Genomic DNA, 26,406 nt, shown 5'->3' on the forward strand with positions numbered 1-26,406 from the left:
TACATTCCTCGGTCATCACGACCACGATCGGATCGGCGGACGGAGTCTCCCATGGCGACCACCACTCTCCCTCGGCAGGATTGCGCGGTCACGGTCCTGGGCGGCCCGACGGCCGTCATCGACCTGGGCGGTCTGCGGATCGTCAGCGATCCGACCTTCGACGAGGCGGGCCCGCACGGGTATCTGACCAAGACGACGGGACCGGCACGGACCGAAGAGGCCGTGGGCCCGGTGGACCTGGTGCTCGTCAGCCACGACGTGCATCCGGACAACCTCGACGAGCGGGGCCGCGCGTTCGCGAAGGCCGCGCCGCTGATCCTGACCGGGCCGCTCTCGGCGGCCCGGCTCGGCTCACCGGCGGTCGGTCTCGCCCCCTGGACCAGTCACTCCGTGGCCCGCGGGGACGGTCAGGGCGACCTCACCGTGCTCGCGGTGCCCGCGGTGCACGGTCCCGAGGACGGCGACCGCGACGCCGACGGCCACGTCAACTGCGAGGTCACCGGTTTCGTCCTGTCCGGCCGGGGACTTCCGACGGTGTACGTCAGCGGTGACAACGCCTCGCTGCGTGTCGTGGCGGAGATCTCCCGTCGCGTCCCGGACATCGGTGTGGCCCTGCTGCACGCCGGAGCGGCACGTGTGCCGACGAAGTTCGAGGGGCGTCCGCTGTCCCTCGACAGCCGACAGACCGCCGCTGCGGCGGCCGTGCTCGGTGCGGCCGTCGTGGTCCCGGCCCACTGCGACGGCTGGGCCCACTTCTCCGAGGGACGTGCCGACCTGGAGCCCGCCTTCCACGAAGCCGGCCTGTCCTCGCTGCTGCGGACCCCGCCGCACGGCTCTTGGGTGGACCTGCGCCCCTGACGGCCCGGCCCCTCCCCGGCCCCTTCCCGGCCTCTCCCCGGACGGGCGGAGTGAAGGGGTGCGACACGCGGCCGACAGGAGCAGCATGGGCCGAGGCGACCGTCCTCAGGCACGGACGCACGCCTCGATCGCAGCGATGGCAGGAGTGAACATGACGTCGAAGCTACTGTTCGTGATGACCGGAGCCTCGTACTGGACGCTCAAGGACGGCACGAGGCACGCGACCGGTTACTGGGCCGAGGAGTTCGCGGCTCCTTACAAGGCGGTCACCGATGCCGGCCACCAGGTCACGGTGGCGACGCCCGGCGGTGTGGTGCCGACCGTGGACATGATGAGTCTGCGTCCCGACATGGCCGGCGGCGCCGACACCGCCCTCGAACTGGAGAACATCATCCGTTCCGCGGAGGAGCTGCGCCGGCCGCTCCAGCTGTCGAACGCCCGCCTGGAGGACTACGACGCCGTCTACTTCCCCGGCGGCCACGGCCCCATGGAGGACCTGTGGGAGGACCCGGACGCGGGCCGGCTGCTGACCGCCGCGCTCGCCTCGGGCAAGCCGCTCGCCGTCGTCTGTCACGCGCCGGCCGCGCTGCTGGCCACCAGGATCCACGGCGCCTCGCCCTTCGCCGGCTACCGGGTCACCGCCTTCACCAACGACGAGGAGGACGCCGTCGGTCTCGCCTCCCAGGCGCGGTGGCTGCTGGAGGACGAACTCAAGGCGCTCGGCGTGGACTTCACCCGCGGCGAGATGTGGAAGCCGTACACGGTGGTGGACCGCGACCTGTACACGGGGCAGAACCCCGCGTCGGCCTCGGCCCTGGCGGCGGAGCTGCTGAAGGTGCTGTAGGTGGTGGTGGCTCACTGCCGCCCCTCACCGAGGTGCTGCCACCGGGCGAGCCGTGAGACTACGAGCGGACGCTCTCCGGCGGGCCGGGTCCGCGCGTCGTACCCGACGACGCGCGGACCGGTCAGCTCCGGTGCGGGTCGTCGTCGGGGAGCCACACGTCCGGATCGTTCAGGCCGAGATCGCCGACCTGGGCGGTGAGGGCGTCCACGGTGTTCAGCACGGCCGCGCGTGTCTCACCGCGCCGCCACACCAGCGACCACGTCCAGTACACCTTGGGCCCGGCCACGGGGCGGGCGACCAGGTCCGGCGGCAGCGGAGTCGTCTGTGCCTTGGGGCAGTTGAGGATCGGGCGGCGTGAACGGCGTACGTGGTCGAAGAAGGCCGGCCCGGTGATACCGCCGTCGGAGATGCGCACCGCCCGGGCGCCGGTGTCCTGGGCCAGCCGCTCGGCGTAGGCATTCCAGGAGGACCATGTCGTCACGTCGCGGTCCACGAGGGCGACGACGTCACGGGCGCGGACCTCGTCGGCCTGGCGTCCCGCGGGAACCGAGGAGACCGCAGACACCGAGGAGACCGCGGAGAGCGTGGAGACCGCGTACAGGCGGTCGGCTCCGATGAGCCGGGCGTGGAGCCCGCGTTCGTCCAGGTCCTGTCCGCGGATCCAGCACACCGCGAGATCGAGGCTGCCGTCCGCGACCCGCGCGGCCTGGGTGTGCGAGGGCGCGACCCAGGCGTCGACGTGCACCTGCGCCACCGTGGAGGTCAGGGCGGTCAGGTCCGGTGGCAGCCAGTTGACGTAGCCGAGCCGGACCGGTTCCGAGCCGGCGATCCGGGCGGCGCGACTCCTCAGGTCGTCGGCGCGCTCCAGCAGGTCTCGGGCGTGCGGCAGCAGCGCCTCGCCCGCGGCTGTGAGGGAGACCGAGCGTCGGTCGCGGTCGAAGAGCCGCACGCCGAGATCGCGTTCCAGCGCCTTGATCTGCTGGGACAGCGAAGGGCCGGCGATCAGCAGCCGGTCCGCCGCCCTCCCGAAGTTCAGCTCCTCCGCCACGGCGACGAAGTACCGCACCTGACGCAATTCCACGGAGGCCATGCTAGAGCGGCGGGGCGCCGGCGCAGCCGCGGTCCTCTCATGACGTGTTCGCTCCCACCTGGTAGGCCCAGCCTCTTACCGCAGGTCAGGCAGCTGTCGGGGCAGACGGCCGGGGGAAGCCCGAGAAATTAGGCGACTGGTCGTCTGGTTGTCACCCATGACCGTCCGACACGGACCGGTCGGAACCACCACCGTCACTCGTGACACCGAAAACGAAGAGGTCACTCATGAACACCTCCGCCACAAAGGTCGCCGTCATCACCGGTGCGTCCCAGGGCATCGGGGCCGGTCTCGTCGAGGCGTACCGCAAGCTCGGCTACGCCGTGGTCGCCACCTCTCGGACCATCGCTCCCTCCGACGACCTCGATGTCGTGACCGTCCAGGGCGACATCGCCGACCCGGCCACGGCCGAGCGCGTCGCCGCCGCCGCGATCGAGCGGTTCGGCCGTATCGACACCCTGATCAACAACGCCGGCATCTTCGTCGCCAAGCCGTTCACCGACTACACGCCGGAGGACTTCGACGCGGTCACCGGCGTCAACCTGAGCGGGTTCTTCCGCATCACCCAGCTCGCCGTCGAGCAGATGCTGCGCCAGGGCGGCGGCCATGTCGTCCAGATCACCACAAGCCTGGTCGACCACGCCCTCTCCGCGGTGCCGTCGGTGCTCGCCTCCCTCACCAAGGGCGGCCTCCAGGCGGCCACGAAGGCGCTGGCCATCGAGTACGCGACCCGGGGCATCCGCAGCAACGCCGTCGCGCTGGGTGTCATCAAGACGCCGATGCACTCGGAGGAGCACTTCGACACGTTCGCCGCTCTGCACCCGGTCGGCCGGATGGGCGAGATCGGCGACATCACGGACGCGGTGCTCTACCTGGAGAACGCGCCGTTCGTCACCGGCGAGGTGCTGCACGTCGACGGCGGCCAGAGCGCCGGTCACTGACCGCCGGGCCTGGCGACAGCCGGTCCCCCGACCGTTCACCGCTCGTCGCCGGGCTCCGGAGGGAGCGGAGGGCCGCTGCTCGCAGTTCCCGGGCAGCGGCCCTCCGCACGCGGACAGACGCACACCCGTGACCTCGCGGGAAGCGAACCGCCTCAGCTCGTCCTGCTCTGCCGGCGGGCCCGGTAGGCGGCGGCCTTGACGCGGTTGCCGCAGGTCTTCATGGAGCACCACTCCCGCCGGGGGCCGCGCGACCGGTCGAGGTAGACCTGGGTGCACTCGGGGCGGGAGCATTCGCGGAGCAGCGCGCCCTCGACTCCGCCCAGGATCTCCACGGTCTCCCGGGCCAGGACGACGAGTCCCTGGGCGACGGAACCGGTGCGGCGGCGTGTACCGTCGGCGCCGAGCTGCACCCGCACCGGCAGGCCGGCCGCCTGCCGGTTCACCTCGGCGAGCGGGGCGGCGGGCAGGGGTTCGCCGGCCAGGTGCGCCGCGACCACGGCGTAGATGGCCTCCCGCAGATCCACGGCCGTCGCGACGTCGGCCTCGTCGGCGCCGGGCGCCTCGTCGAGCATGCCGGACTCCACGAACCAGTCGTCCAGCGACTCGGGGCGTGAGAGCATTTCCGTCGGCGCCTCGTTGCGGCGTGCGCGCAGCGTTCCGACGAAGTCGAGGAAGAGCGTCCCGCAGGGAAATGCATGAGTCACGTCACCATTCTGGCCGGTGATGAGCGAGAAGGCAAAGCCCCAGGTCGAACGGCTGTCACATCGCGCCCACCCACACCGTCTCCCGTCGGCGCACCGCCGTGGGGATCTCATGAGGCACCGGACAAGCGGTCGGTTGTGGCCAATACACTGTGCGCATGGCAGACACGACGGCGATCAAGCCCCTCAACAAGGACGAGGAAGCATTCCTCCGCGCTCTGGGCCGGGTCATGGCGTACCTGCCGCGTGTCGTCGACGCCGACATGGCCGCGGATCAGCCGATCACCAGCAGCGAGTACATGGTGCTGGTCCACTTGTCCGAGGCGCCGCAGAACCATATGCGGATGAGCGATCTCGCCAATGCCTGCGGGTTGTCCCTGAGTGGCGTGACCCGAGTCGTGAAGCGCCTGGAGGCGCAGTCGCTCGTGCTCCGCGAACGGTGCCCGGACGACGGACGGGCCTGGCTCGCGGTCCTCACCAGCAGTGGTTGGACCTGCTTGAAGCAGGCGTGGCCCACCAATCTCGCGAGTGTGCGCCGACACATCTTCTCCCGTCTGGAGGGCTGTGACGTCGCTGCCGCCGCGAAGGTCCTGGAGCGCATCGCCTCCGGCGACTGAGCACACCTACGGAACACGTGTACTGAAGGTACGTATGCGTGCTGGGCTGCCTCACACACCACGGATGTCCCGGGTCCGTTTGAAACGTGTGGCATCATGGCCCGCGTAACGTCACCCCATCGAGGAGTGAACGGTTGTGGCCAGCGAACCAGCCTCCACACTCCGGTCGCGGTACGTCGAGCAAGCCGCCGCGGATCTGCGGGAGAACCGCCGTCGGCAGCAGGAACTGCTCGCGCAGATAAAGGTGTTGAAGCAGGAGGAAGCGCTCCTGTCCGACATCCTGAGCCTCACGGAGCGATTCCCGGAGCCGTCGGACGACCGGCCGCCGCCACCACCGCAGCGGACCCCCGGCGCCTCCGACACCGCGCGCAGCAGGCCTGGGCCACTGCTCGGCGAGCTGCTGGTGCAGTTGCTCGCTGCGTACGACGAGCCACGCCCGGCGAAGGAACTCCGGGACGAGCTGCTGGAACGGCACCCGGACCGGTCCCCGACACCTCAGGTGGTCCGCAACACCTTGGAGTCCCTGGTGGCCAAGGGCATGATCCGGCGTCACAAGGCGAAGCGGTCGGTGATGTACACGCTCGTTCGGCCGACGCCGCGGGAGAGCGGGGCCGGGCAGTCCTGACGTATCCGCGCCGGATCGGGCCGTTCGCGCGGCGCGGTCATGCCGCTGCCTCGGTCACGCGTGGCGCCGCGTCGAGCAGGACGGCCGCGGCGGCGCGCGCGGTGGTGGCGGCCGAGGGGTCCTGGTCCATCCGAGCAGCCTGCTGGGCACCGTCGTAGAGCAGGTGCAGCCGACGGGCCAGTTCCTCGGGGTCGGCGTATCCGGCCTGTGCGGCAAGGTCGCTGAAGAGGCCGCGCACCCAGGTGCGGTATTGGTCGGCTGCGCGGCTGATCCTGCTGTCCGCAGGGACCTCCGCGGTGGCCCGTGCGAAGGGGCAGCCGTTGTAGTGGGGGTCGGTGAACATCTCGCCCTGGGCGTCGAAGACTCCGAGCAGCTGTTCGCGCGGCGTCCGGAAGCGGGTCAGGGTGCGGGTGATCCGCTCCCTGATACGGGTGTCGCGGAGGTCCAGATAGGCGGTGACCAGTTCTTCCTTGCTGCCGAAGGTGTTGTAGAGGGACGCCTTCGCGACGCCGGCCTGCTCGATGACGCGGTCGATGCCGACGCTCTGCACACCCTCGCTGTAGAAGAGTTCGTTCGCGGCGTCGAGCAGACGCTCACGTGCCGACGGCTTCTTCGCCGCTCCCGTAGCCATGACACTCACCTTTCAGACAGATCTGTTCAGTCTATCGCCGTCGACTCTCTCAGCCACTCGTCCGTGCGGTACGTCGGCCGCTGAGGAGCAGACCGGCCAGGGCGGCGACGGCCAGCGCGATGACGGCGATGCCGTACTCATTGGCGGTCCGCACCAGTCCGCCGCCGTGCACCACCAGCACACCCGCGATCACGGCGGGCAGGCCGAAGCCGAGGTAGCACACGACGTACAGGAGGGACAGCACGCCGGACCGCTCGTGCGGCTCGGCGTTCGGCACCACCATGCGGATGCCGCCCTGGAACCCGCTGCCGAAACCGAATCCGGATATCGCGCCGCCCAGGAAGAATCCCGTCGCGGGAAGGACGCCGCCGGTGTCCGACGCGATGGACGCCAAGGTGATCACCACGCCGACGATCAGGCTCCCGGCGCCCAGCAGCATGACCGTGCGCGTCTCGGTGCGGCGCAGCGCCACGACGGCCAGGCCCGCGGAAGCGGCGAGCACGAACAGTGAGAGTCCGCCCCAGACGACGGAGGTGGAGTCCACCAGGGTCCGGGTGATGGCCGGGCCCAGGGCGCCGTAGAGACCGGCCAGCGCCCACACCGCGAAGAGCACGGGAGCGGCGATGGCCACCGAGCCGCGCGCGGACCCGGGGAGCCTGAACTCCGGGGACAGGCTGGCCAGCGCGCCCGGCTTGCGGCTCACCGTCTCACGCAGGGCGAGGACGCCCACCGCCTGGAGGGCGAACACCCCGAGCAGGACGAGGTAGACGAGGTGGGTGGGGGCCGGCAGGTACTGCACGATCAGGGCTGAGACCAGGGCGCCCGCGGCGGTGCCGATCGTGGGCGCGAGGGAGTTCAGGAAGCCGCCTCTTCGCGGGTCGATGTCGAGCATGCCCGCGCCGAGCGCGCCGACCGCCGCCCCGGTGCTCACGCCTTGCAGGACGCGGGCGGCCAGCAGGGCGCCCACTCCGTCGGCGACGTCGAAGACGACCATCGCGACGGCCTGCCCGGCCAGAGCGGCCAGCAGGACCGGCCGTCGGCCCACATGGTCGGAGATCTTGCCGAGGACCAGGAGGGAGACCAGCACGGCCACCGCGTAGACACCGAAGACGACGGTGGTGGTGATCGGGGAGAAGCCCCAGTGCTGCTGGTAGACGGCGTAGAGCGGGGTCGGGGCGCTGGAGGCGGCCAGCAGCGACACGAGGATCGAGGCGAGCAGTCCGATGGAGGCGACGGGGCCGAGAGTCCGACGGTGTCTGGCGGTCCGTGCCGGGGACCGCCTGGCGGAGCCGGCCCGGGCGGCGGTCGGATGCGCGGTGGACAGGGAGCTCATGGGTCACTCTCCAGGGCTGGGTGGAAGTGACCTCGTCAACACTAGACAGATCTGTCTGATTCCGATCCGATGGCTGGGACGCGCCTTCAAGGGCTGTGATGCGCGTCACGTGCGGCCGGCTCAGACGGAGATGGGCTCCAGCAGCCTCTTCGGCTTGAGCAGGGCCCGGCTGACCGGATCCGCCGGATCGGGGTCCAGTCCGGGGCCCGGTTCCATCAGCACGTCGCGTACGGGGACGACGACGGCGCAGGCCGAGCACTCCCCGTACGGCCCCAGTTCGGTTCCGCAGTCGGCGTGCCGGAAGTAGCGCAGCCGGGTCTCCGTGACGTGCTCGCGGGCCCACAGGCCGAGCGCGCGCAGGGCGGGCCACAGTGCGATGCCGCGCGCCGTGATCACGTACTCGTCGCGCGGCGGGGACTGCTGGTACCGCTGCTTCTCGAGGAGACCGTGCTCCGTGAGTTTCTGCAGCCGGGCGGAGAGCACGGCGCGCGGGATGCCGAGGTGAACGAGGAAGTCGTTGTAGCGGCGGACGCCGAAGAGCGCGTCCCGGACGACGAGCAGCGTCCACCGCTCGCCGACGATCTCCAGCGCGTGCGCCAGGGAGCACTCTTGCGTCGCGTAGTCCTTGCCCAGGGCCATACCGTCACCGTATCAACTGGGTTCGGTGATTGAACTCACACCGCACGGCACGATCCGGAGCACAATGCCGGCCGCTAGGGTGACGGGCCAGTGAGTTCAATGACCGAACCTTCACCGCAAGCCTTCGGAGGCGGCCCCCATGTCCCTGGGCACACCAGCACAGACAGCGGCGACCGGCGCGCCGGCACCCGTCCAAGCGGCTGCCCGACCGCGTGCCACCCTGGCCCTGACCAGCGCGGCGACAGCCGTGACGCTGATGACGTACACGGCACCGCTCGTCACGCTCCCCGACACCGCCGCGGCCCTCCACACCCCGCTCTCCGCGCAGGCGTGGCTCATCAACGGCACACCCCTGGGTCTGGCCGCCCTCCTGCTGGTCGCGGGCAGTCTCGCCGACGACTACGGCCGCCGCCGGATCTTTCTCATCGGCACGCTCACTCTCGGCGTCACCACGGCGCTGGGCGCGCTGGCCTCCTCCACGCTGCTGTTCACGCTGGCCCGTATCGCGCAGGGCGCGGCCGGCGCGGCAATCCTCGCCAGCAGCCTGGGACTTCTGGTGCACGCCTTTCCCAGTCCACGCGGCCGGCTGCACGCCACGGGCGTCTGGGGCGCCTTCGTCAGCGGCGGCATCGCGGTCGGCCCGCTGGTGGTGGGCGCGATACCGAGCTGGCGAGTGGCATACGGCGTCCTGGGCGCGGCGGTCCTGGTCGTGGCGGCCCTGTCGGCGCGCATGCTGTCGGAGTCCCGCTCCCCCAGGGACGGACGGCCCGACATCCTCGGCGCGCTGACCTTCGGTCTGGCCCTGGTCGCCCTGGTCGCCGCACTGACCCTTGGCCGTGACGGCTGGCTGCGCGCCCCGGTGGGCCTGCTGGCGCTCGTGGCCGCGGTGCTGGTCGTCCTCTTCGTACTCGTGGAACGCCGCGCGAAGAACCCGATGATCGAGCTGGGCCTGCTGCGCCGCCCCGGCTTCCTGGCGTCGTCGGCCGGCGGCCTGTTCACGGGCCTCGCGGTGATCGGCCTCTTCAGCTTCCTGCCGTTCGTCCTGCAGCAGACCCTCGGCCTGTCCCCGCTCGGGACGGCGTGGCTGTTCCTGCTCTGGTCGGGCCTCTCCTTCGGCGTGGCCCTCCAGGGCAAGCGGCTGGCGGGCCGCATGCCGCCGCGTCACCAACTGGCCCTCGGTTTCCTCCTGCACGCGGCCGGTGCGCTGACCATGCTCGGCGCCATCAACGCCGGCTCCTGGCAGCGCCTGCTGCCCGGCCTGATCATCAGCGGCGTCGGCAGCGGCCTGCTCAACGCAGCGCTGCCGCTGCTGGCGGTCGAGTCGGTTCCGGCCGCCAGGGCGGCGATGGGCTCCGGCGCCCAGCAGACCCTGCGATACATCGGTTCCTGCGCGGGGGTGGCGCTCGCGATCGCCGTGGTCACCTCGTCGAGCGGCGGACTGGGCGACGGAACTGACGTCGCGATCGCCGCGGGGGCCGGGCTGTCGGTACTGGCGGCGGGGGCGGTGCTGGTGCTGAGGGAGCGGAGTTGAGCGGTGACCGGTCCGGGCCGGGTATGAGCGGTGATCGGTCCGGGCCGGCCATGAGCGGTGACTGGTCCGGGCCGGGCGAGCCGACGTTCGCGTACTGATTCGCGAACCAGGAGGTGCGCGCCGTGCCGTCGGCAAGGTGTCGACGGGACGGCCGTCGGGGCCGGCCGCGCGCGAGGCGAGGTCGGCCCCGACGGATCCGGCGACCTGGGCCAGGTCGCTGTTCTCCGTCGCTGTCCTCAGCTGCGGTTCTCGGTCGCGTTTCTCAGTTGGCGCGCAGCGGAGCCAGAGCCCTGGACCAGGCGACGACCTGGTCCAGGGTGGTCACGAGGGTGTCGCGCTGGACGTCGGCCGGCTTGAAGGTGGTGAAGTTCTCGAAGTCGGTGAAGAGGGAGAGGGCCACCTGGGAGCGGACGTCGGCCATCTGAAGCTCTCCCGCTATGCCGCGCAGGTGCTCCACGGCACGGGTGCCGCCGACCGAGCCGTAGCTGACGAAGCCGACGGCCTTGTTGTTCCACTCGGCGTACAGGAAGTCGATGGCGTTCTTCAGCGCGCCCGGCACGGAGCGGTTGTACTCCGGCGTCACGAAGATGAAGCCGTCCAGCGACGCGATCTTCTCCGCCCAGGCCTGGGTGTGGGGCTGGGTGTAGTTGCCGAGGGACGCCGGGTACGCCTCGTCGAGGACGGGGAGCTTGTAGTCCAGCAGATCGACGAGCTCGAACTGGGCGTCGGTGCGCTGGGAGGCGACCTCGTGCACCCAGCTGGCCACCGCCCCGCCGTTGCGACCCGGTCGCGTGCTGCCGATGATGATTCCGATCTTGGTCATGGTGGACCTTCCGTAGCGTGAAGCGACGATAAATGCTTGCTTCGACAAGCAACTTCCCACGGAAGGTACAGGGCATTTACTTGACGGGTCAAGTAAGTGGCGAGGGGTGCCCCGCCTGCCCGCAGGACCTCCGCCACCTAGGCCCGCAGCGCGGGCATGCGGTCAAGGCGTAGCGACCGGCCCGCCCAGGTCGACGTCATCGAGCGGCGCCTCCCTTCCTTCGTCGTCGACGAAGGCGACATGCAGAGGCCGGCCGCTCGTCCTGCTGGCGCGGCCCACCAGCGGCCCGTCAGGGTGCGGGCGGTAGTGGTCGCCCCACTGCTGGAGGGCACCGAGGACCACCATGAGGTCACGCCCGGCGGGCGTCAGGTGGTAGGCCATCCGCGGACGGCTGCCCGCCTCGCGGTAGGGCCGCTTGTCCAGTACTCCCCCGTCCACCAGGACACCTAGCCGCTGGGTGAGGACGTCGCTCGCCACATGCAGACGCTCCTTGAAGTCGGAGAACCGGGTCGCCCCCTGGAGCGCCTCGCGCAGTATCAGCAGGCTCCAGCGGTCGCCGATCACTTCGAGGGAGCGGCCGATCGAACAACGCGTGCCGGCCGCTGGGGACCGGAGGCTCTTCTTCTGCATGCGTCCAGTCTATGGCTGAGACCGATTTTCCAACTCAGGTGCTAGATTGGAAATCAGGTTTCAGGCCTGCCTGGCAGAGATCACGGCGGCTCCCCTCGGAAGCGCCCCTGCGCAAGGTCGCCGGCCTCGGGCCCGCTCCCCCTCTCCCCTCTCCCCTCTCCCCTCTCCCCTCTCCCGCTCACACAGGAGCAACGCATGAGCACCGACGAGCAGTTCGCCGAGCAGTTCGCCGTCCAGGAAGTCACTCCCTCCTACTGGAAGGTGACCTTCTCCAACGGAGACATCAACTTGATCGACCCCGACACCATCGAGCAGCTCGCGGAGCTGATCACCCGTATCGAGGAGGCCCCCGACCTCACGGTCGTCGTCTTCCGGAGCGCCAACCCGGACTTCTTCATGGCCCACTGGGACATGCTGTCCGACCGCTCGCGTGTGGCCGCCATGAAGCCGGCCGTCTCCGGACTGCACCCCTTCGCCGACAACCTGTACCGGCTCGGAAGGGTGCCCGCCGTCACCATCAGCGAGATCAACGGCCGGGCCCGTGGCGCGGGCAGCGAGTTCGTCCTGGCGACCGACATCCGCTTCGCCGGACCGGGCGCCGTCCTCGGGCAGTTCGAGGTCGGCGTCGGGTCGGTGCCCGGAGGCAACCCCACCGGACGGCTGCCCCGCCTGCTGGGCCGAGGGCGCGCGCTGGAGATCCTGCTGGGCGCCGACGACTTCCCCGCCGACCTCGCAGCGGAGTACGGCTACGTCAACCGCGTCCTGCCGGAAGGGGAACTGGAGCGGTTCGTCGACGACTTCGCCCGCAGGATCGCCGGCTTCGACAAGGTGGCGGTCCAGGAGACCAAGGCGCTCGTCGACGCGGTGGCCCAGCCTCCTGTCGAGGAGTTCGGCATGGCGCTGGCGGCCTTCTTCCGCACCTCCGGCCGGCCCGAGAACGCCGCCCGCGTCAAGCGGCTCTTCGACGCCGGTCTCCAGCGCCCGGACGGCGTCGAGCTCGACCTCGGTCGCCAGGTCGGAAGCCACTCGTAAGCAAGCGTGGGGCCACCTGCCCGCACTGAGAGGCCACGCCTACAGCTGAGAGGGAGTCGGTCGTGGAACCCTCTCGGCCACCGGTGCAGGGTGAGGTCATGCGCATCCGGACAACGGACGGACCGATGGCGAGCCACGGGCACGCACCGGACTCCGGCGGCCGTGTCGACGTTCCTGATCGATGTTCCTGATCGATGTTCGTGATCGATGGTCTTGGTCGATGTGCCTGAAGGGAAAATTCTGATGTTGTCGCCGCTCACCGACCTCGGGGTGCAGACACCGGTGCTCGCGGCGCCGATGGCGGGCAGCCCGACCACCCCCGAACTGGTCGTCTCGGCGGCCCGTGCGGGCAGCCTCGGCTTCCTCGCCGCCGGATACAAGACTTCCGAAGCGCTGGAAGCCCAGATCGCTCACGTCCGCACGGCAGGCATCGGCGCATTCGGAGTCAACCTGTTCGTTCCCGGACGAGTGCCGGTGGATCCCGTGGACTTCCGCGCCTACGCCCGTGCCATCGCACCGGAGGCCGAGACGTACGGTCTCGACACCGAGCGGGCCCTGATCGTGGAGGACGACGACCACTGGACGGACAAGCTCGATCTCCTGCTCTCCTCTCCCGTTCCCGTGGTGAGCTTCACCTTCGGCCTTCCGGAACCGGCCGTCATCGCGTCCCTGCGCGCGGCCGGCACGCTGGTCGTCCAGACGGTCACCTCACCGGCGGAGGCGCGCGCCGCGGCGGAGGCGGGTGTGGACGTACTCGCGGTACAGAGTTCGGACGCGGGTGGCCATTCAGGCACGTGGTCACCACAGCACCCGTCGCCCGCGATGCCGCTGCCCGAGTTGCTGAGAGCCGTACGGAGCGACGTGTCCGTGCCACTGGTCGCCGCTGGGGGCATCGCGACGCCGAAGGAGGTGACCGAGGCGCTGTCGAGCGGTGCCGGCGCGGTGATGGTCGGCACCGTTCTGCTGCGTGCCGACGAGGCGGGGACCTCGGCTCCCCACCGGGCGGCGCTCACTGACCCGGAACGCCGTGGAACCGTGGTGACACGGGCGTTCACCGGCCGCCCCGCGCGGGCACTGCGCAACGACTTCGTCGACCGGTACGGCGAACTGGCGCCGTACGGCTACCCGGCCCTGCACCATCTGACCAGCCCGATGCGCGGCGCCGCGACGGCGGCGAGCGATGTGGAGCGGATCAATCTGTGGGCCGGGACGGGGTACCGCCACGCGACCGCGGAGCCCGCCGGGCGGATCCTCGACCGATTGGCGTCCGGAGTGTGAGGGATCCGGCGTAGGCGTGCGTGCGTGCTCGGCGAGCCCGGCCGGGCTGTTGGCACTTCGGACCGCTCGCGTCGGGCTGCTCGCTTCGGATTGCTTGCTTCGGGCTGCTCGCCTCGGACTGCTCGCGCGTCGGACTTCTCACCTCGTACTGTCATCGCTTCAACCTGTTGCTTCGCACAGCAACTTTGCCTCGTTTCCTTCGCCGTGCAAGCATTGACGCCATGCCGACCGCGAAGCCAGCCCCGGCCCCAGCTGGACGGAAGCCCCTCACCCCGGAGGAAGAGGCCGTCGTCCGGGCCCTTCCGCGTCTGATTCACGCGCTGCCGCGCGCCATCGACGCCGACATGGTGCGGGAGCAGCAGCTGCCCAACACCGAGTACCTGGCCCTCATGCACCTCTCCGAAGCACCCGGTCGGCAACTGCGTATGAGCGACCTCGCCGAGGCCTGCGAGATGTCGCTGAGCGGCACCACGCGTGTCGTGCACCGGCTGGAGAGCCAGGGCTTCGTGCAGCGGGTCCGGTGTGCTGAGGACGCTCGCGGCTGGAACGCGGCCCTCACGGACGCAGGCTTCCGGCGGCTGGAGGAGGCGTGGCCGACCAATCTGGCCGCCGTGCGCCGGTATTTCCTCGACCATCTGGCCGGCCTGGACCTCAAGAAGCTGGCCGCGGCCCTTCAGAAGGTGGCGACCTGAGCCGGTCCCCCCGGCCGATCGGCGCCGCACGGTTCTCGCGCCGACGACGAAACGGCACACGTCAGTCGCCGGGTGCGATCATGTGATCATGACCTTCCCAAGCGACGGCCCCCGGCCCGTGACGCTCGGCACCTGGCCCACCCCGCTGGAGCCCATGCCGCGACTCGCCCAGGAACTCGGCCTCGGTGCGGACGATCTGTGGATCAAGCGCGACGACCTCACCGGGATGGGCGGCGGCGGCAACAAGACCCGCAAGCTGGAGTGGCTGTGCGGGTCAGCCCTCGCCGAGGGCGCGACCCACCTCGTGACCACCGGCGCCCCGCAGAGCAATCACGCCCGGCTGACCGCCGCCGCGGGCGCTCGCCTGGGGCTGCGTACCGTGCTGGTGCTGGCGGGCAGGCCCGGTGCGTCGGCTCACGGCAACCTCGCGCTGGACGCCTTGTTCGGGGCCACCGTCGTCTGGGCCGGTGACCTCACTGGCGACGCACTCCGCGCCGCCGCCGAGGACGTGGCCGCGCGACTGCGGGCCGACGGCGGCGTACCGGCGCTGATCCCCTTCGGAGGTTCCAGCGCGCTCGGCGCCGGCGGCTACGTCGAGTGCGGACGCGAGTTGCTGGTCCAGGCTCCGGACCTGGACACCGTGGTGGTGGCGCTGGGTTCCGGCGGCACCATGGCCGGCCTGGTCCACGCGCTGGGCGCCGAACGGGTCCTCGGCGTGCACTGCGGCGCCGTGACCGATCCGGCGGACGTCGTGGCCGCGTTCCTCTCGGACCTGTCCGGAACGGCTCACCCTCCCGGTTCGCTGCGGCTGCGGCTGGACCAGGTCGGCGAAGGCTACGGCGCGCTGACCGAACCGGTCGTGGCCGCCCTGAACCGGACGGCCCGCACGGAGGGTCTCGTACTCGACCCCGTCTACACCGGGCGGGCCATGGCCGGCCTGATCGCAGCGGTGCGGGACGGTCACATCGTTCCCGGCCGTCGCACGGTCTTCCTCCACACCGGCGGCCTTCCCGGCCTGTTCGGGCACCAGGCAGCGCTGGAGCAGGCCGCATCGGACCTCGCCGCGAGAAGCCGCACGCTCTGACTCCGCGGACGTTCGCGACGGGCCGAGCGCGATCGCCGCCATGGCGACCACGTAGCGACCGCACGGCAGGCCATCCTCCGGCGGCGGGCCTATCCTGCTGCTGGAGGCGACCTTCTGTGACCACCAGCCGTCCACACAGCGCCCAGTCGAGCAGGTCCCCGGGGATCGAGGACGAGGATCTCGCGGCCGTCCTGCACGGGGCCGCGCGTCAGGCGATGGGCGACCTCTGCGCCGTCGCGGCCGCCGTTCACCTGCTGAACAGTGACGGCACCCGGCTGGAACTGGCGCTGACAGGCGGCACTCCACCGTCCCTCTTCATGGTGCCGGGACAGGTACGCCTGGACTCGGGCGGCACCTGCGCGCGCGCCCTGGCCTCCGGCGAAGCGGCCGTGTCGACCCCGGCCGACACCACCAACACGGGAGGTGAGCACGCGCTCCCCCACCCGTACACCGCCCTGTCCGTCCCGATCGCGTCGGACGGCCGGCGGTTCGGCACCATGTCCGTCCTCTGCCCGCAGACCCCCGAAGCGTTCGGGCCGGCGGAGCGGGAGCGGTTGCAGCGTGCCGGGGACCGACTCGGCACCGCTCTCGCCGAACTCGCCGGGCGCGGTACGGCTGTCACGGCCGGCCCCATGCCCGCTCTCGTACCGATCTGGCCGGGAACGGACCTGGGCGGGCACACCCCCGGCTGGGGGGTGCCCGGCGCGCCCGGGTCCGCGGGCACCAGCATGATGTACCCGGTGCGCCGTCTGACCGAGCTGCTCAATCGCGCCACGACGCCGGACGACATCGTCGAAGCCGCCCAGCGGTGCCTCATGGCGCCCTTCGGCGCCCGAGCCCTCGCCCTGGTGACGGCGGACCAGGGGCATCTGTGGGTGCTGGGGCACAGCGGCGCCTCGTCCGGCCTGGTCCGCCACCTCCACGGCGCCAGAACCGACACCAGGTCCCCGGTCACCGAGGCGCTCCACGGGCTCCCGCAGTTCCTTGCCGCGTCCGGTCCACCGGCCGTCGATTCGGGTCGGCCCGACGGCCGGCCGCATACCGAGGCCCACCTGCCACTGCCCGCGAGCACCCGGTTCGGTGATCTCGCGGCCGGTGAGCAGCAGACCGTCATCGGCGTGTGCTGTCTGTCGTTCCCGGACGTGCGCGCCTTCTCGACGGAGGAGCGGGCGATCCTCGGCATGATGGCGCAGTCTCTCGGTGCGGCCGTCGAGCGGGTGGAACTCGGCTCACGGCAACGCGAGGTCGCCGAGTGCCTGCAAAGGACGCGTCTGCCCTCCACCCTCCCCGAGCTGCCCCGCCTGACCACCGCGGCACGCTACTGGCCGGCCACGGCGACGTCCAAGGTGGGCGGAGACTGGTACGACGTCATCCCGCTCCCGGGCGAGCGCATGGCGCTGGTCGTCGGGGACGTCGAGGGTCACTCCATGGAGAGCGCCGCGGTCATGGGCCAGGTGCGCACGGCGGTGGCCGCCTACGCGAGCGAGGATCATCCGCCCGCCACGGTGATCGACCGGGTCGGCCGGCTGCTCATCACGTCGGGTACGGAACTCACCGTGACCTGCTGCGTCGTCGTCCTGGACACCGGTGACGGCACCGCTCAGCTGGCTTTGGCGGGGCATCCAAGCCCGCTGGTCCGCCGTGCCGACGGGAGTGTCGGCGCTCTGGAGGCGCCCGCGAACGTGCCGCTCGGTGTGGCGATCGACGGGGCCTGCCAGGGGCGGGAGCACAGGGTGGAGGCCGGAAGCATCCTCATGCTCTACTCCAACGGCCTGGTCGACTGGGACGCGACGACCCCGGAAGAACGCGCGCGGGAGCTGCTCGGTTCCGGAGTCGCCGCGACGGGTTCGGATCTGGAGCAGCTGGCCGACCACATCTCCGCCGACGTGTCGCATCCTCAGCAGCGCCGTGACGACGCCGTACTGCTCATGGCCCGGTACGAGGGCGCCGGGCGCGCGGGCAGCGAGGCCGCGCCGCGGGCCGGAGGCCTGGTCATCCAGCGTGGCGACCTACAGGGCGCCGGGGCCGCACGCGCCTTCGTCGACGACCGGCTGCACACCTGGGGTCTGCCGGACCTGTCGGACTCGCTCCAGCTGATCGCCTCCGAAATGGTGACCAACGCGCTCATCCACGCGGGCAGTGACGTCGACGTCCGGCTTCGGGCGTTCGACGACCATGTCCGGCTGGAGGTGCGGGACTCGCGGAGCAATCCTCCGGTGCCGTCGCCTCTGGCGCTGTCCGAGGAGGACAACGCCGAGGCGGAGCACGGCCGCGGTCTGCTGATCGTCGACGCGTTGGGCGGGGTGTGGAACAGCTTCCCGAACGGCCGGGGCAAGAACGTCGTCGTCGACATGCCCCTCGAGATGCCCTTCTAGGACCTGTCCTGTCGATCACGTGACGTGATGGTGCGCTTCCGGCTGCCCCGCAGAGAAATTGATCTTCCTCTCTTGCCGGGTGTGGCAAGGTGCTTGCATGTCCAAGCCCATCGCGTACCCGGTCTTCCGTACCACCGACGCGGTGCTGGCTCTGCGCGTGGCGCGTCAGCTTGTCGCAGTGGGTGACTGGCAGTGCGCAGAGGTGTCGGTGGACGTCGAGCTGTGCACCGTCCCGGAAGTGTTGCGGATCCGCGAGGCGCTGCCGGATGCCTGGTTCCGGAAGGAGGTCGTCGGGGACTGGGCGCAGGACCCTTAGTGACCCGACGGGTTTGCACGGTGGTGTCCACGCGCCCAAGCTCTCGAGTGATCCGGACTTCCTCTCAGCGCACCTGCCGCTCTGGGCATCGATGCAATACCGACCCGTGGGCAGCGTCGAGGAGGAGTTCGCTGCCTTGGTGGGATCGAACATCGGCGAGATCTGGTGGTCCGGCCTGGTATGGCCTCACGTTCCAGACAGCGGCATCCACGGCGAAGCCAACAATGCCAGGGTGTCCTTGCTGTTCAACTGCCGCGCCTCAGATCTCGGCGAGCGCTCCGGTGACCACACCGTGCTCGTCCACGTGCTCCGCAGGAGTAGCGACCAGGAGGCTGAGGAACGACACGCCTCCTGGCTGGCAGGGCAGATCGGGCAGTCAATCATCGGCCCGCGACAGGAGTAGTCCCACTCGGGCTGCCGCGCCAGGTCGATCATGTGACTGTTCCGCGTCCGGGGCGTTGATGTGGACATGGAGCAGGGTGAGCGCCACCGGCTGTGGTCGGCCGACGGAACGTGGGAGCGACTGCTCCAACAGGTCCAGGCCGCAGCCGACGCGGCAGGTGAGATCGACTGGCACATCGCTGTCGATTCCACCATCGCGCGCACTCATCGGCATGCGGCAGCACTGATCATCCGGCTGCGAACTTGATCGCCCGGACAAGTCCTAGGCGGACAGACCCGGACCCGTCGGCGTGATCGGGCGTCAGAACACCTGCAGGAAGCACCCGCAGGCGATCACCACAGCGGCCGACACCGACACCAGGGCGGTCAGGGTTTTCCGGATCTTCACTAAGGGCTCCTGGGCAGAGGGACAGTCAGGTTCTCGTCGCGAGACTCAGAGGCAGACGCGCACCAGCCACTCGTCGGCGTTGTACGCCTCCCTCGTCGGGTCGTGCGGGACGGCCGGCTGTTCCTCGGTCATGTCTTCCGGGCGGATGCGCTCCGGCAACGTGCCGAACCGCAGGCGCCGGACTTCCTGAGCCGACTCGTCGGTCGTGGGTTCGTGTGCCACTTCGACATCTCCTCCATGCGGTGAGGCACCACGGTGGGTGGCAGCCGTTCCGGGTGAGCGACGCAATCGATAGTCACACCGACATCCGTCACCTGTCAAGAAGGTTACGCACCCCAGCAGGCTTCCTCACGCTTCCTCGCACACGAGGCAGGACGGCAGACAGGACGACAGGCAACCCGGCACGCCGCACGCCACCGCACCGCGCCTCCCGATGAGCAGCCGGCCGAGCCGGCCGCCCACGGCTCACCTCAGCAGTACGCCGAAGACGACCGTGAAGAACCCCTCGAACGATCGAGCCGAGCGGTCGGCTCGGGCACTGATCAGTGCGCCTTCCCACGCGCTCAGCACGAAGCGCGCCAAGGTGGACGCCTCCAGCGTCTTCGCCACCTCCCCCGCCTGCTGGGCGTCCGTGATGGCGAAGGCGAGGGCGTCGGTCCAAGCCTGGAAGCCGTCGCGGACCGTCGCACGCACCGCATCGCTGTGATCCGCGACCTCGACGGCGAGGTCGCCCACAAGGCAGCCCCGGTTGAACTCCGCCTCGATGTTCTCGTCGCGGAGAAACTCGAAGTGCTCACGCAGCCGGGTCAGCGGTGCGACCGACCTGTCGTGCAGCGCGTCCAGTCTCCTCGTGGCGCCGTACCGGTCGAGCGCGACGACGGCCAGGGCCTCCTTGCTCGGGAAATGGTTGTAGAAGGACCCCTTGGGGGCGCCGGCGGCATCGGTGATGTCCTTCACCCCCGTGGCCGCGTAACCACGCGCATGGAACTGCTCGACCGCCGCAGCGATGAGGTTCTCCCGCAGACTCGCCCTGGGCACCGATGGACCTCCTGAGTTCTCCACGTAAGACGATCGGTCACATTCGACGTTAGCAGACCCGATCCCACGACCGGTCGGCGAATAATCCCTGTTGCGGCCAGCTGAGGGCTATCACGTGGGCGGCACCACACAGGCATCGCTTGCTCCTTTTAAGACGACCGGTCATTATGAAGATGCAATGACCCACCCCACTCCACCCACTCTCAGGGAGCAGCACCATGAGTGATCTCACCGCCAAGGTCATCGAGGCGCACGGCGGCCTGGACCGCTACACGCAGTACGACGCAGTCACGGTCGACTTCCGCTCCGGCGGGGCTCTGTGGGCCATGAAGGGCCAGGAGGGCGTCTTCGATCGTGCCGCCGTACGAGTCGATCTACGGCGACAGCACGCGAGCCACTACCCCTTCACCGCGCCGGGGCTTCGCACCTCGTTCAGCGCCGATCGGGTGGCCGTGGAGAACGACTTCGGCGAGGTGCAGGCCGAGCGCCGGTCGCCTCGTGACGCGTTCGCCGGCCACACCCTCGAAACCCCCTGGGACGACCTGCACGTCGCCTACTTCGCCGGCTACGCGATGTGGACCTACCTGACGTCCCCGTTCACCTTCGCCTCCCCCGGTTTCCGAACCGAGGAGCTGCCTGCCGTGACCGAGGGGGACGAGACGTGGAGTCGGCTCAAGGTCACGTTCCCCGAGGATGTCGCCACGCACAGCCGGGAGCAGGTCTTCTACTTCGACGCGGACGGGCTGCTCCGTCGGCACGACTACACCGCGGAGGTCCTCGACGCCGGACCGGCCGCGCACTACACCTTCGACCACGCGGAGTTCGGTGGCATCGTGGTGCCCACCAGGCGCCGCGTGCACCCGCTCGGTGAGGGTGGCGTGGTGGTGCGTGACATCGAGCTCGTCACCATCGACATAGACGACGTCAAGTTCACGTGACGCCGCCTGGCCCGGTCCCCGAAACTGACACTCACCCCTCGACCTTCGAGAAGGTCGAGGGGTGAGTGTCAGTGCCGTTGGGGGCTGAGAGCCACCGTCAGGGGCTCCGCGCCCCGCCCACCGCGCGCCTCTCGCCCGGACCAGGGTCCGCGGCCGGTGGAGTCGGACGAACCTGTCAGACCGCGGCCCCGTCCAGCTCGGGATCCTGCGCTCCGAGGAGAGCGAGACAGTTGAGCCAGAGGGCGTCGAGCTGGGCGGTGTTGTTGTAGAGCTTCGCCAACAGCACCTGCCCCTCCAACTGCGCGACGACGGAACGGGCGGCGTCACGCGGGTCGGCGACCCGCACGTCACCGCGTTCCAGGGCGACCGCGATCACCTCTTCGACCATGTCGACCTGGGCGTCGAAGATCTCTTGCAGACGCTGCCGGATGGGCTCCGTCTGGTTGCTCAGTTCCAGCGTGAGGTTGCCGAACATGCACCCGGACACGGTCCCGCATGCCGCCTGGCCGGCGCGCTGAGCGGCCGCCGTCTCCTCGAAGAGCTGCCGGAGTCGCAGCAGGGGCTCCTGGTCGCTCCGCAGGGCGCGATCCCAGTCGCGTCGCTGAGCGGTCCACTGCTCGTCGAGCACGGTCAGCGCCAGGGCTTCCTTGGACTCGAAGAAGTAGTAGAAGCTGCCCTTGGGCACACCGGCCGTCTTGCAGATCTCCGCCACGCCCAGTGCCGAGTAACCCCGCAGTTCGATCAGAGACTGCGCGGCATTGAGGATCTTGCTCCTGGCATCGCTGGTCCGTCCCATGGGTTCAGTATACGACCATTCGACTAGTTCGGAAGCAAACCGGTCATCTAGTCCCTCCCCCCGGGTACGGAAGCAGGTCGGCGCCGTTGCTCACAGCGGCGCCGACCTGCGCGTCGAGAGAGAACCGCCCCCTCACGTACCCCTTAGGCGGCGGCCTTCAGCTTCGCGGCGATCTTCACGACGCGCTCCGCCTGGTGGCGTGCGGCGGCGCGCGTGGTCTCGCCCACGGGCTGGGTGCCCTGGCCGTCGACGTGGGAGGTGCCGTAGGGGTTGCCGTCCGCGAACTTGACCGGGTCGGTGAAGCCGGGGGCGACGACGATGCCTCCGAAGTGGTGGACCGAGGTGTACAGCGCCTGGAGGGTCGTCTCCTGCCCCGCGTGAGCGGTCGCGGACGACGTGAAACCGCTGTAGACCTTGTCCGCCAGCTTGCCCTGGGCCCACAGGCCTCCGAGGGTGTCCATGAACTGCTTGAGCTGGGCGGAGGTTGCCGAAGCGGGTCGCGGTGCCGAACAGGACCGCGTCGGCCCACTCGATGTCCTCCGTGGAGGCCTCCGGGATGTCGGCCGTGGCGGCGTGGTTGGCGGCCCAGGCCGGATTGGACTTGATGGCCTCCCAGGGAGCGAGTTCCGCCGCCTTGACCAGGCGGACTTCGGCGCCGGCCTTGACCGCGGCATCGCGCAGTTCCTTGGCGATCTCGGTGATGGTGCCGGTCGAGGAGTAGTAGACGATGGCGACGTTCACGGGAGTGGTCATGGTCGCGGTCTCCGTTCTGGGATGAGTGCGGTCGAAGGAACGCAGTCGAAATGAGTGCGATCGGGTGAGTGCGAAGGGATCGGTCGAGGTAGCCGACCGGTCTATTTCCAATAGCTAGACGACCGGTCTACAAAAAAGCAAGTCCGACTCCTGTAGCCCTCATCACACGACCCGGCACCATGCGCCCGCATTGACGTTTGCCGACCGGTCGTCTAGTTTTACATGACCGGTCGGCTAGTGCCGCTCGCTTCCCACAAGAGAGGCCGTCATGAACGCTCAAGGTCAGAAGGTCGCTGTCATCACCGGCGCATCGCAGGGCATCGGCGCGGGACTCGTCACCGCCTACCGCAAGCTGGGCTACGCCGTCGTCGCCACCTCGCGCAGCATCGAGGAGTCGGATGACGCCGACGTCCTCACCGTCCAGGGCGACATCTCCGACCGTGCCACCGCCGACCATGTCATCGCGGCGGGCCTGGAGCGGTTCGGCCGCATCGACACACTCGTCAACAACGCCGGGATCTTCATCTCGAAGCCGTTCACCGAGTTCACCGAGGACGACTACGAGGCGGTGATGGGTGTGAACGTCAGCGGCTTCTTCCACATCAGCCGGCCCGCGATCGCGCAGATGCTCGAACAGGGCGGCGGGCACATCGTGCAGATCACGACGAGTCTCGTCGAGCACCCCAACTCCAGCGTGCCCTCCGTGCTCGCCTCCCTGTCCAAGGGCGGGCTCCAGGCCGCCACCAAGGCCCTGGCCATCGAGTACGCCTCCCGGGGAATCCGCTCCAACGCCGTCGCCCTGGGCACGATCAAGACCCCCATGCACCCGGAGCAGTACCACGCGGCGCTCGCCGAGCTGCACCCCATGGGCCGCATGGGCGAGATCAGTGACATCACCGACGCGGTCGTCTACCTGGAGAACGCCCCGTTCGCCACCGGTGTGATCCTGCCCGTCGACGGCGGCCAGACCGCCGGACACTGACTCCGCCGGGCGCCCTGGGCCAGGGGCCACCTGCCCGCAGGAGCGTCCAGCGATGCGGGCTCGGCGCCCGGAGCAGACCATGAACTACGAGAGCCGTCATCGAGGAAGAAAGAGGAGCCAGGACCATGAGTCACCCGATGCACGACGTGCTGGACCGCTGGAAGGCCGCCTTCGACAACCACCAGCCGGACGTGATCGCCGAGTTGTACACCCCGGACGCGCTCTTCCAGGGCTTCGGACCGACGGTCGTGGCCGGCCGGGACGCGGTACGCGCGTACTACGAGGCGGTCGACGCCGACCGACGGGCCGCTGTGACGGTCCTCCACACCTACACCCTCGGCGAAGAGGTCGCCGGCGGCTTCGCCGACGTCACCTTCAGCGGTGCGGACGGGTGGGAGGCCAAGGTCCACCTGTCCCTCGTCCTGCACCGCGAGGACGACAACTGGAAGATCCGCCAGTATCACGTCTCCCGGGTCGGCACCCAGGACTGACGTGCCCCCCCCCCCCCCCCCTCTCCCCGCTCCCCCGCTCGTCGGCGTCCATGGCGCCTCGACCGAAATGGAGAAGACCATGCGTGAATTCCTCGTCGAGCTCACCACCACCGTCCCCGAGGGCACCGACCCGGCCGAGGTCGCCGGGGTTCGCGCCGCGGAATCCGTACGCGCCAGGGAACTCGCGGCCGGCGGACACCTCGTACGCCTGTGGCGTCCGGTCGGAGAGCTGCGCAGCATCGGCCTGTGGCGCGCCGACGACGAAGCCGCGCTGCGGGAGAAGGTGCTCGGCACCCTGCCGCTGTGGCCCTGGATGACCGCGGCCGTCACCCCGCTCGAACCCCACCCCAACGACCCCGGCGGCGCGGGCGGAACCAGCACGGCCGCCTGACCCCGTGACGGGCTCGGCCGGGGATGTGCCCGTGCCCTGCCTCGTGCCGCCCGGAGAAACGTGTGTGTCGCCGTGCTGGCCATCGCCTACGCGGGAGCCACCGCCGTCGCTTCCCAGCCGGCCGCCGCCGCGACCGAGGCCCCGGTCGACGCCTACAAGGCCGAAGCGGTGAACTCGATCGGCGCGACCAAGACACAGGTCGTCGCCCTGTCGCTTCCCGCGGGCACCTACACCCTCACCGGATCGGTCTTCCTGCTGTACGCCGACGCGGCGAGCTGCCACATCACGGACGGCCCCACGATGGCAACGCCTCGCGGCACCGGCTACAACCAGGCGTCGCTGAGCGCCACCGGTGTGGTGACCTTGGCGAAGGCGGGCAAGGTCCAGCTGATGTGCAGCAGCGACAAGGTTCTTCCCGTGCCGCAGGATCCGGCCGCCAACGGCACTCTGGTGGCCACCCGGGTCGCTTCCTATCAGAACCAGGGAACGGGTGCTCCATGATCCGCCGTGCATTGTCCTGAACGTGACCTATTCGAATGCCGGTGCGGATCGTAGTGTCCGCACCGCGTCGGATCGGCCGGCGCGGACAAGGGGGAAGCATGCGTATGCGATCACGCGCTGTCCGGGTCCTGGCGGCAGCTGCCCTGGCGGCCGGCGGAATGACCGCCGCCACCACGTCCACGGCGAGCGCAGCGCCCACCGGGGTCCAGTCCTGTTACGGCAGTGCCAAGTCGTTCGTCACCACCTACGTCTCCCCGTATCACCGGTGGCCCGGTTCCGGCTCGGCCACCACCACGTCCAACTGCGGAGACATCAACGTCAAGCCCGTGTACGGGGACGACGTGCGCACCTGCTTCCTGCCCTCCAGCGGCGGCGTCAGCTGCAACGCCTGGCGCTGGATCAACGCGGGCAGCTGGGGACTGGCCGCGACGGACGTCAAGGACGGCACCAAGTTCTACCTGCAGTTCCGCATCGGCTACGAGGAAGGCCTCGTCGCCTACTGACCTCGTACGCCGCCCCTGGAGCCCCGGGGCCCGCACTCCGCACCCCGCGTCGCCGGGGCTCTGGGGCTCCGGGGCTCCGGCGTGCGGCAGCTGCCGCTCGTCGAGTGGCGGAAGAGCCTCAGCCGTTCCGGATGCGGCGGGCCGCGTCGACGAGCTCGGCGGGCAGGGCGGGACCAGCGCATGCGACGTCCAGCAGCAGGTCCCGGTACGAGTCGTTCGGCAGATTCGGTGCCAGTTCGACGAGTTCGCTCAGTTCGGCGGGCGAACCCGTGAGCCGCGCCCGATAGGCAGCCCCGGCCGCGCGCAGTGAGAGCTCGGCCGGCTCGTACCGCAACCCCTCGTCGATCAGCCGGGCCGCGGAGGCGAAGTCTCCCTGTTCGGCCCGCACATCGGCCAGGTCGAGGTAGAGGGACCAGTTGGCCGGGTCCAGGGCAAGAGCTCGTTCGAACGCCGCCGCGGTCTGCTGGGGATCACCCAGCTTGCGCCATGTTCCTGCCCGCACCACTTCCGTCATCATGATCCGCTCGACCGAGTCCGCCTGGTCGCAGAGGGCGAACGACGCATCGGTGAGACCGCAGGCCCGCAGCAGGATCGCCATCTTGGCCAACGCCTCCGGCTGCGGCCGGCGTGCCGAGACCAGGTCGATGGCGTCGAACCACGGCCGGAACCGCTCCCGCACGCCTTCGGTGTCCAGATCATGGCCGTAGTCCATCATCCGCATCGCGGCCTCGGCCAGCGCCTCGGCACTCACCACACCGACAAAGCGTTCATCGCTGAACCAAGGCGCTCTGGCCCACGCGATGCCGGGCTGCGCACCCGTGACGGAGCCGAGCGCCATCACCGCGCCGTCCATGTCGGACCGCAGGAAGCTGATGTACGACTGTGCCAGTACCGCCCTCAAGGAGCCGGCGTCGCGAGTGGCTTCGGCGAGCTCCGCGGGCTGCTCCCGCCACAGCTCCGCCAGGACCGAGTAGGGCTCGGGGTTCTCGGGCGCGGAGGTGATGGCACCGGCCAGGTAGTGCACGGCTGCCGCCGGACTGCCTCCGCAGTGAGCCATGACCCGTGCGAGACCCACACCAGCGGCTAGCTGTATTGATCACGAGCGTTGTTGACACGGGTCGGTCTTGATCGTGGCGAAGACCCCCGTGTGTGGTGGAGGTGTCGAATCTTCACCGCACGGAGG

At 70.0% G+C, this 26,406-nt stretch carries 30 protein-coding genes and 2 pseudogenes; 20 read left to right on the top strand and 12 right to left on the bottom strand.

Annotated features, from left to right (window positions below; translation table 11 throughout):
* Positions 1–51: 51 nt before the first annotated feature.
* Entirely contained in the window at positions 52–858 is an 807-nt protein-coding gene (locus tag ABT232_RS11925; RefSeq protein ID WP_351839186.1) for an MBL fold metallo-hydrolase, read from the top strand.
* A gap of 151 nt (positions 859–1,009) precedes the next feature.
* Positions 1,010–1,702, top strand: a complete 693-nt coding sequence (locus ABT232_RS11930; protein WP_351839188.1) for a type 1 glutamine amidotransferase domain-containing protein — start codon at positions 1,010–1,012, stop codon at positions 1,700–1,702.
* Between the two features lie 121 nt (positions 1,703–1,823).
* On the opposite strand, the gene ABT232_RS11935 is transcribed toward ABT232_RS11930, so the two are convergent.
* Positions 1,824–2,792: a LysR family transcriptional regulator gene (locus ABT232_RS11935; RefSeq protein ID WP_351839189.1), complete on the bottom strand. Its 969-nt coding sequence runs from the start codon at positions 2,790–2,792 to the stop codon at positions 1,824–1,826.
* Positions 2,793–3,019: 227 nt separating this feature from the next.
* Here ABT232_RS11935 and ABT232_RS11940 point away from each other — a divergent pair, with 227 nt between their 5' ends.
* Complete coding sequence (locus tag ABT232_RS11940) at positions 3,020–3,733, top strand: SDR family NAD(P)-dependent oxidoreductase (RefSeq protein WP_351839191.1); 714 nt, start codon at positions 3,020–3,022, stop codon at positions 3,731–3,733.
* Between the two features lie 152 nt (positions 3,734–3,885).
* Here the strand turns inward: ABT232_RS11940 and ABT232_RS11945 are convergent, their stop codons facing one another.
* The gene (locus ABT232_RS11945) at positions 3,886–4,437 is read right to left on the bottom strand and encodes a CGNR zinc finger domain-containing protein (RefSeq protein ID WP_351839193.1); all 552 of its coding nucleotides are present in this window, start codon (positions 4,435–4,437) and stop codon (positions 3,886–3,888) included.
* 155 nt (positions 4,438–4,592) lie between these two features.
* Between ABT232_RS11945 and ABT232_RS11950 the strand changes: the two genes are divergently transcribed.
* Together ABT232_RS11950 and ABT232_RS11955 are read left to right on the top strand one after the other, a co-directional pair.
* Positions 4,593–5,051: a MarR family winged helix-turn-helix transcriptional regulator gene (locus ABT232_RS11950; RefSeq protein WP_351839195.1), complete on the top strand. Its 459-nt coding sequence runs from the start codon at positions 4,593–4,595 to the stop codon at positions 5,049–5,051.
* 136 nt (positions 5,052–5,187) lie between these two features.
* Positions 5,188–5,676, top strand: a complete 489-nt coding sequence (locus ABT232_RS11955) for a hypothetical protein (protein WP_351839197.1) — start codon at positions 5,188–5,190, stop codon at positions 5,674–5,676.
* A 37-nt stretch (positions 5,677–5,713) separates the two neighbouring features.
* Here the strand turns inward: ABT232_RS11955 and ABT232_RS11960 are convergent, their stop codons facing one another.
* The 3 genes from ABT232_RS11960 to ABT232_RS11970 all read right to left on the bottom strand — a co-directional run bounded on the left by ABT232_RS11960 (position 5,714) and on the right by ABT232_RS11970 (position 8,279).
* A complete protein-coding gene (locus tag ABT232_RS11960) occupies positions 5,714–6,307 on the bottom strand; it encodes a TetR/AcrR family transcriptional regulator (RefSeq protein WP_351839199.1) in 594 nt (197 codons plus the stop codon).
* Positions 6,308–6,356: 49 nt separating this feature from the next.
* On the bottom strand, positions 6,357–7,640 hold the full coding sequence (locus ABT232_RS11965) for an MFS transporter (protein WP_351839201.1): 1,284 nt from the start codon (positions 7,638–7,640) through the stop codon (positions 6,357–6,359).
* Between the two features lie 120 nt (positions 7,641–7,760).
* Positions 7,761–8,279 (bottom strand): winged helix-turn-helix transcriptional regulator, encoded by a 519-nt coding sequence (locus ABT232_RS11970; RefSeq protein ID WP_351839203.1) that lies wholly within the window; start codon positions 8,277–8,279, stop codon positions 7,761–7,763.
* Positions 8,280–8,418: 139 nt separating this feature from the next.
* Here ABT232_RS11970 and ABT232_RS11975 point away from each other — a divergent pair, with 139 nt between their 5' ends.
* Positions 8,419–9,810 carry an MFS transporter gene (locus tag ABT232_RS11975; RefSeq protein ID WP_351839204.1) on the top strand — a complete coding sequence of 464 codons (1,392 nt, stop codon included), beginning with the start codon at positions 8,419–8,421 and terminating at the stop codon, positions 9,808–9,810.
* Between the two features lie 262 nt (positions 9,811–10,072).
* Here the strand turns inward: ABT232_RS11975 and ABT232_RS11980 are convergent, their stop codons facing one another.
* Entirely contained in the window at positions 10,073–10,633 is a 561-nt protein-coding gene (locus ABT232_RS11980) for an NADPH-dependent FMN reductase (RefSeq protein WP_351839206.1), read from the bottom strand.
* A 162-nt stretch (positions 10,634–10,795) separates the two neighbouring features.
* Positions 10,796–11,263, bottom strand: a complete 468-nt coding sequence (locus ABT232_RS11985) for a winged helix-turn-helix transcriptional regulator (protein WP_351839208.1) — start codon at positions 11,261–11,263, stop codon at positions 10,796–10,798.
* 195 nt (positions 11,264–11,458) lie between these two features.
* On the opposite strand from ABT232_RS11985, the gene ABT232_RS11990 reads away from it, so the two are divergent.
* From ABT232_RS11990 to ABT232_RS12025, 8 genes and pseudogenes are all read left to right on the top strand, one after another.
* Positions 11,459–12,295: an enoyl-CoA hydratase/isomerase family protein gene (locus ABT232_RS11990; RefSeq protein WP_351839210.1), complete on the top strand. Its 837-nt coding sequence runs from the start codon at positions 11,459–11,461 to the stop codon at positions 12,293–12,295.
* Between the two features lie 243 nt (positions 12,296–12,538).
* Positions 12,539–13,573 carry an NAD(P)H-dependent flavin oxidoreductase gene (locus ABT232_RS11995; RefSeq protein WP_351839212.1) on the top strand — a complete coding sequence of 345 codons (1,035 nt, stop codon included), beginning with the start codon at positions 12,539–12,541 and terminating at the stop codon, positions 13,571–13,573.
* 221 nt (positions 13,574–13,794) lie between these two features.
* A complete protein-coding gene (locus ABT232_RS12000; protein ID WP_351839214.1) occupies positions 13,795–14,265 on the top strand; it encodes a MarR family winged helix-turn-helix transcriptional regulator in 471 nt (156 codons plus the stop codon).
* Positions 14,266–14,353: 88 nt separating this feature from the next.
* Complete coding sequence (locus tag ABT232_RS12005; protein WP_351839216.1) at positions 14,354–15,349, top strand: D-cysteine desulfhydrase family protein; 996 nt, start codon at positions 14,354–14,356, stop codon at positions 15,347–15,349.
* Positions 15,350–15,465: 116 nt separating this feature from the next.
* Positions 15,466–17,724 (top strand): SpoIIE family protein phosphatase, encoded by a 2,259-nt coding sequence (locus ABT232_RS12010; RefSeq protein WP_351839218.1) that lies wholly within the window; start codon positions 15,466–15,468, stop codon positions 17,722–17,724.
* Between the two features lie 97 nt (positions 17,725–17,821).
* Positions 17,822–18,040 carry a hypothetical protein gene (locus ABT232_RS12015; RefSeq protein WP_351839219.1) on the top strand — a complete coding sequence of 73 codons (219 nt, stop codon included), beginning with the start codon at positions 17,822–17,824 and terminating at the stop codon, positions 18,038–18,040.
* 106 nt (positions 18,041–18,146) lie between these two features.
* Positions 18,147–18,443: a hypothetical protein gene (locus tag ABT232_RS12020; RefSeq protein ID WP_351839220.1), complete on the top strand. Its 297-nt coding sequence runs from the start codon at positions 18,147–18,149 to the stop codon at positions 18,441–18,443.
* Between the two features lie 78 nt (positions 18,444–18,521).
* Positions 18,522–18,662, top strand: a pseudogene (locus tag ABT232_RS12025) (IS5/IS1182 family transposase); the annotation flags it as partial.
* Between the two features lie 213 nt (positions 18,663–18,875).
* On the opposite strand, the gene ABT232_RS12030 reads toward ABT232_RS12025, so the two are convergent.
* Together ABT232_RS12030 and ABT232_RS12035 are read right to left on the bottom strand one after the other, a co-directional pair.
* Complete coding sequence (locus tag ABT232_RS12030; RefSeq protein WP_351839222.1) at positions 18,876–19,052, bottom strand: hypothetical protein; 177 nt, start codon at positions 19,050–19,052, stop codon at positions 18,876–18,878.
* 243 nt (positions 19,053–19,295) lie between these two features.
* On the bottom strand, positions 19,296–19,868 hold the full coding sequence (locus tag ABT232_RS12035) for a TetR/AcrR family transcriptional regulator (protein ID WP_351839223.1): 573 nt from the start codon (positions 19,866–19,868) through the stop codon (positions 19,296–19,298).
* A gap of 218 nt (positions 19,869–20,086) precedes the next feature.
* Here ABT232_RS12035 and ABT232_RS12040 point away from each other — a divergent pair, with 218 nt between their 5' ends.
* The gene (locus ABT232_RS12040; RefSeq protein WP_351839225.1) at positions 20,087–20,806 is read left to right on the top strand and encodes a hypothetical protein; all 720 of its coding nucleotides are present in this window, start codon (positions 20,087–20,089) and stop codon (positions 20,804–20,806) included.
* Positions 20,807–20,981: 175 nt separating this feature from the next.
* Here the strand turns inward: ABT232_RS12040 and ABT232_RS12045 are convergent, their stop codons facing one another.
* Both ABT232_RS12045 and wrbA read right to left on the bottom strand, forming a co-directional pair.
* Positions 20,982–21,602, bottom strand: a complete 621-nt coding sequence (locus ABT232_RS12045; RefSeq protein ID WP_351839227.1) for a TetR/AcrR family transcriptional regulator — start codon at positions 21,600–21,602, stop codon at positions 20,982–20,984.
* Between the two features lie 143 nt (positions 21,603–21,745).
* A pseudogene (wrbA, locus tag ABT232_RS12050) lies at positions 21,746–22,355 on the bottom strand (NAD(P)H:quinone oxidoreductase).
* A 268-nt stretch (positions 22,356–22,623) separates the two neighbouring features.
* Here wrbA and ABT232_RS12055 point away from each other — a divergent pair.
* From ABT232_RS12055 to ABT232_RS12075, 5 genes are all read left to right on the top strand, one after another.
* Positions 22,624–23,337: an SDR family NAD(P)-dependent oxidoreductase gene (locus ABT232_RS12055; protein WP_351839228.1), complete on the top strand. Its 714-nt coding sequence runs from the start codon at positions 22,624–22,626 to the stop codon at positions 23,335–23,337.
* A 125-nt stretch (positions 23,338–23,462) separates the two neighbouring features.
* The gene (locus ABT232_RS12060) at positions 23,463–23,828 is read left to right on the top strand and encodes a YybH family protein (RefSeq protein WP_351839230.1); all 366 of its coding nucleotides are present in this window, start codon (positions 23,463–23,465) and stop codon (positions 23,826–23,828) included.
* A gap of 79 nt (positions 23,829–23,907) precedes the next feature.
* Positions 23,908–24,219, top strand: a complete 312-nt coding sequence (locus ABT232_RS12065; protein ID WP_351839232.1) for a muconolactone Delta-isomerase family protein — start codon at positions 23,908–23,910, stop codon at positions 24,217–24,219.
* Between the two features lie 60 nt (positions 24,220–24,279).
* On the top strand, positions 24,280–24,720 hold the full coding sequence (locus tag ABT232_RS12070; protein ID WP_351839234.1) for a hypothetical protein: 441 nt from the start codon (positions 24,280–24,282) through the stop codon (positions 24,718–24,720).
* Between the two features lie 104 nt (positions 24,721–24,824).
* Positions 24,825–25,223 carry a hypothetical protein gene (locus tag ABT232_RS12075; RefSeq protein WP_351839236.1) on the top strand — a complete coding sequence of 133 codons (399 nt, stop codon included), beginning with the start codon at positions 24,825–24,827 and terminating at the stop codon, positions 25,221–25,223.
* A gap of 118 nt (positions 25,224–25,341) precedes the next feature.
* On the opposite strand, the gene ABT232_RS12080 is transcribed toward ABT232_RS12075, so the two are convergent.
* Positions 25,342–26,247 (bottom strand): tetratricopeptide repeat protein, encoded by a 906-nt coding sequence (locus tag ABT232_RS12080; RefSeq protein WP_351839238.1) that lies wholly within the window; start codon positions 26,245–26,247, stop codon positions 25,342–25,344.
* Positions 26,248–26,406 lie beyond the last annotated feature (159 nt).

The organism is Streptomyces sp. NPDC001532 (assembly GCF_040298625.1).
In the GTDB taxonomy this organism is placed as follows: Bacteria; Actinomycetota; Actinomycetes; order Streptomycetales; family Streptomycetaceae; genus Streptomyces.

Excerpts from the sequence above, each read along its gene's own strand:
- ABT232_RS12060 (WP_351839230.1), top strand. The coding sequence starts at position 23,463 with ATGAGTCACCCGATGCACGACGTGCTGGACCGCTGGAAGGCCGCCTTC.
- ABT232_RS11990 (WP_351839210.1), top strand. The coding sequence starts at position 11,459 with ATGAGCACCGACGAGCAGTTCGCCGAGCAGTTCGCCGTCCAGGAAGTC.
- ABT232_RS12005 (WP_351839216.1), top strand. The coding sequence starts at position 14,354 with ATGACCTTCCCAAGCGACGGCCCCCGGCCCGTGACGCTCGGCACCTGG.
- ABT232_RS12075 (WP_351839236.1), top strand. The coding sequence starts at position 24,825 with ATGCGATCACGCGCTGTCCGGGTCCTGGCGGCAGCTGCCCTGGCGGCC.
- ABT232_RS12040 (WP_351839225.1), top strand. The coding sequence starts at position 20,087 with ATGAGTGATCTCACCGCCAAGGTCATCGAGGCGCACGGCGGCCTGGAC.
- ABT232_RS11960 (WP_351839199.1), bottom strand. The coding sequence starts at position 6,307 with ATGGCTACGGGAGCGGCGAAGAAGCCGTCGGCACGTGAGCGTCTGCTC.
- ABT232_RS11965 (WP_351839201.1), bottom strand. The coding sequence starts at position 7,640 with ATGAGCTCCCTGTCCACCGCGCATCCGACCGCCGCCCGGGCCGGCTCC.
- ABT232_RS11940 (WP_351839191.1), top strand. The coding sequence starts at position 3,020 with ATGAACACCTCCGCCACAAAGGTCGCCGTCATCACCGGTGCGTCCCAG.
- ABT232_RS12055 (WP_351839228.1), top strand. The coding sequence starts at position 22,624 with ATGAACGCTCAAGGTCAGAAGGTCGCTGTCATCACCGGCGCATCGCAG.
- ABT232_RS12000 (WP_351839214.1), top strand. The coding sequence starts at position 13,795 with ATGCCGACCGCGAAGCCAGCCCCGGCCCCAGCTGGACGGAAGCCCCTC.
- ABT232_RS11970 (WP_351839203.1), bottom strand. The coding sequence starts at position 8,279 with ATGGCCCTGGGCAAGGACTACGCGACGCAAGAGTGCTCCCTGGCGCAC.
- ABT232_RS11950 (WP_351839195.1), top strand. The coding sequence starts at position 4,593 with ATGGCAGACACGACGGCGATCAAGCCCCTCAACAAGGACGAGGAAGCA.
- ABT232_RS12015 (WP_351839219.1), top strand. The coding sequence starts at position 17,822 with ATGTCCAAGCCCATCGCGTACCCGGTCTTCCGTACCACCGACGCGGTG.
- ABT232_RS11975 (WP_351839204.1), top strand. The coding sequence starts at position 8,419 with ATGTCCCTGGGCACACCAGCACAGACAGCGGCGACCGGCGCGCCGGCA.
- ABT232_RS12045 (WP_351839227.1), bottom strand. The coding sequence starts at position 21,602 with ATGGGACGGACCAGCGATGCCAGGAGCAAGATCCTCAATGCCGCGCAG.
- ABT232_RS11980 (WP_351839206.1), bottom strand. The coding sequence starts at position 10,633 with ATGACCAAGATCGGAATCATCATCGGCAGCACGCGACCGGGTCGCAAC.
- ABT232_RS11935 (WP_351839189.1), bottom strand. The coding sequence starts at position 2,792 with ATGGCCTCCGTGGAATTGCGTCAGGTGCGGTACTTCGTCGCCGTGGCG.
- ABT232_RS11995 (WP_351839212.1), top strand. The coding sequence starts at position 12,539 with ATGTTGTCGCCGCTCACCGACCTCGGGGTGCAGACACCGGTGCTCGCG.
- ABT232_RS11925 (WP_351839186.1), top strand. The coding sequence starts at position 52 with ATGGCGACCACCACTCTCCCTCGGCAGGATTGCGCGGTCACGGTCCTG.
- ABT232_RS12065 (WP_351839232.1), top strand. The coding sequence starts at position 23,908 with ATGCGTGAATTCCTCGTCGAGCTCACCACCACCGTCCCCGAGGGCACC.
- ABT232_RS11930 (WP_351839188.1), top strand. The coding sequence starts at position 1,010 with ATGACGTCGAAGCTACTGTTCGTGATGACCGGAGCCTCGTACTGGACG.
- ABT232_RS11985 (WP_351839208.1), bottom strand. The coding sequence starts at position 11,263 with ATGCAGAAGAAGAGCCTCCGGTCCCCAGCGGCCGGCACGCGTTGTTCG.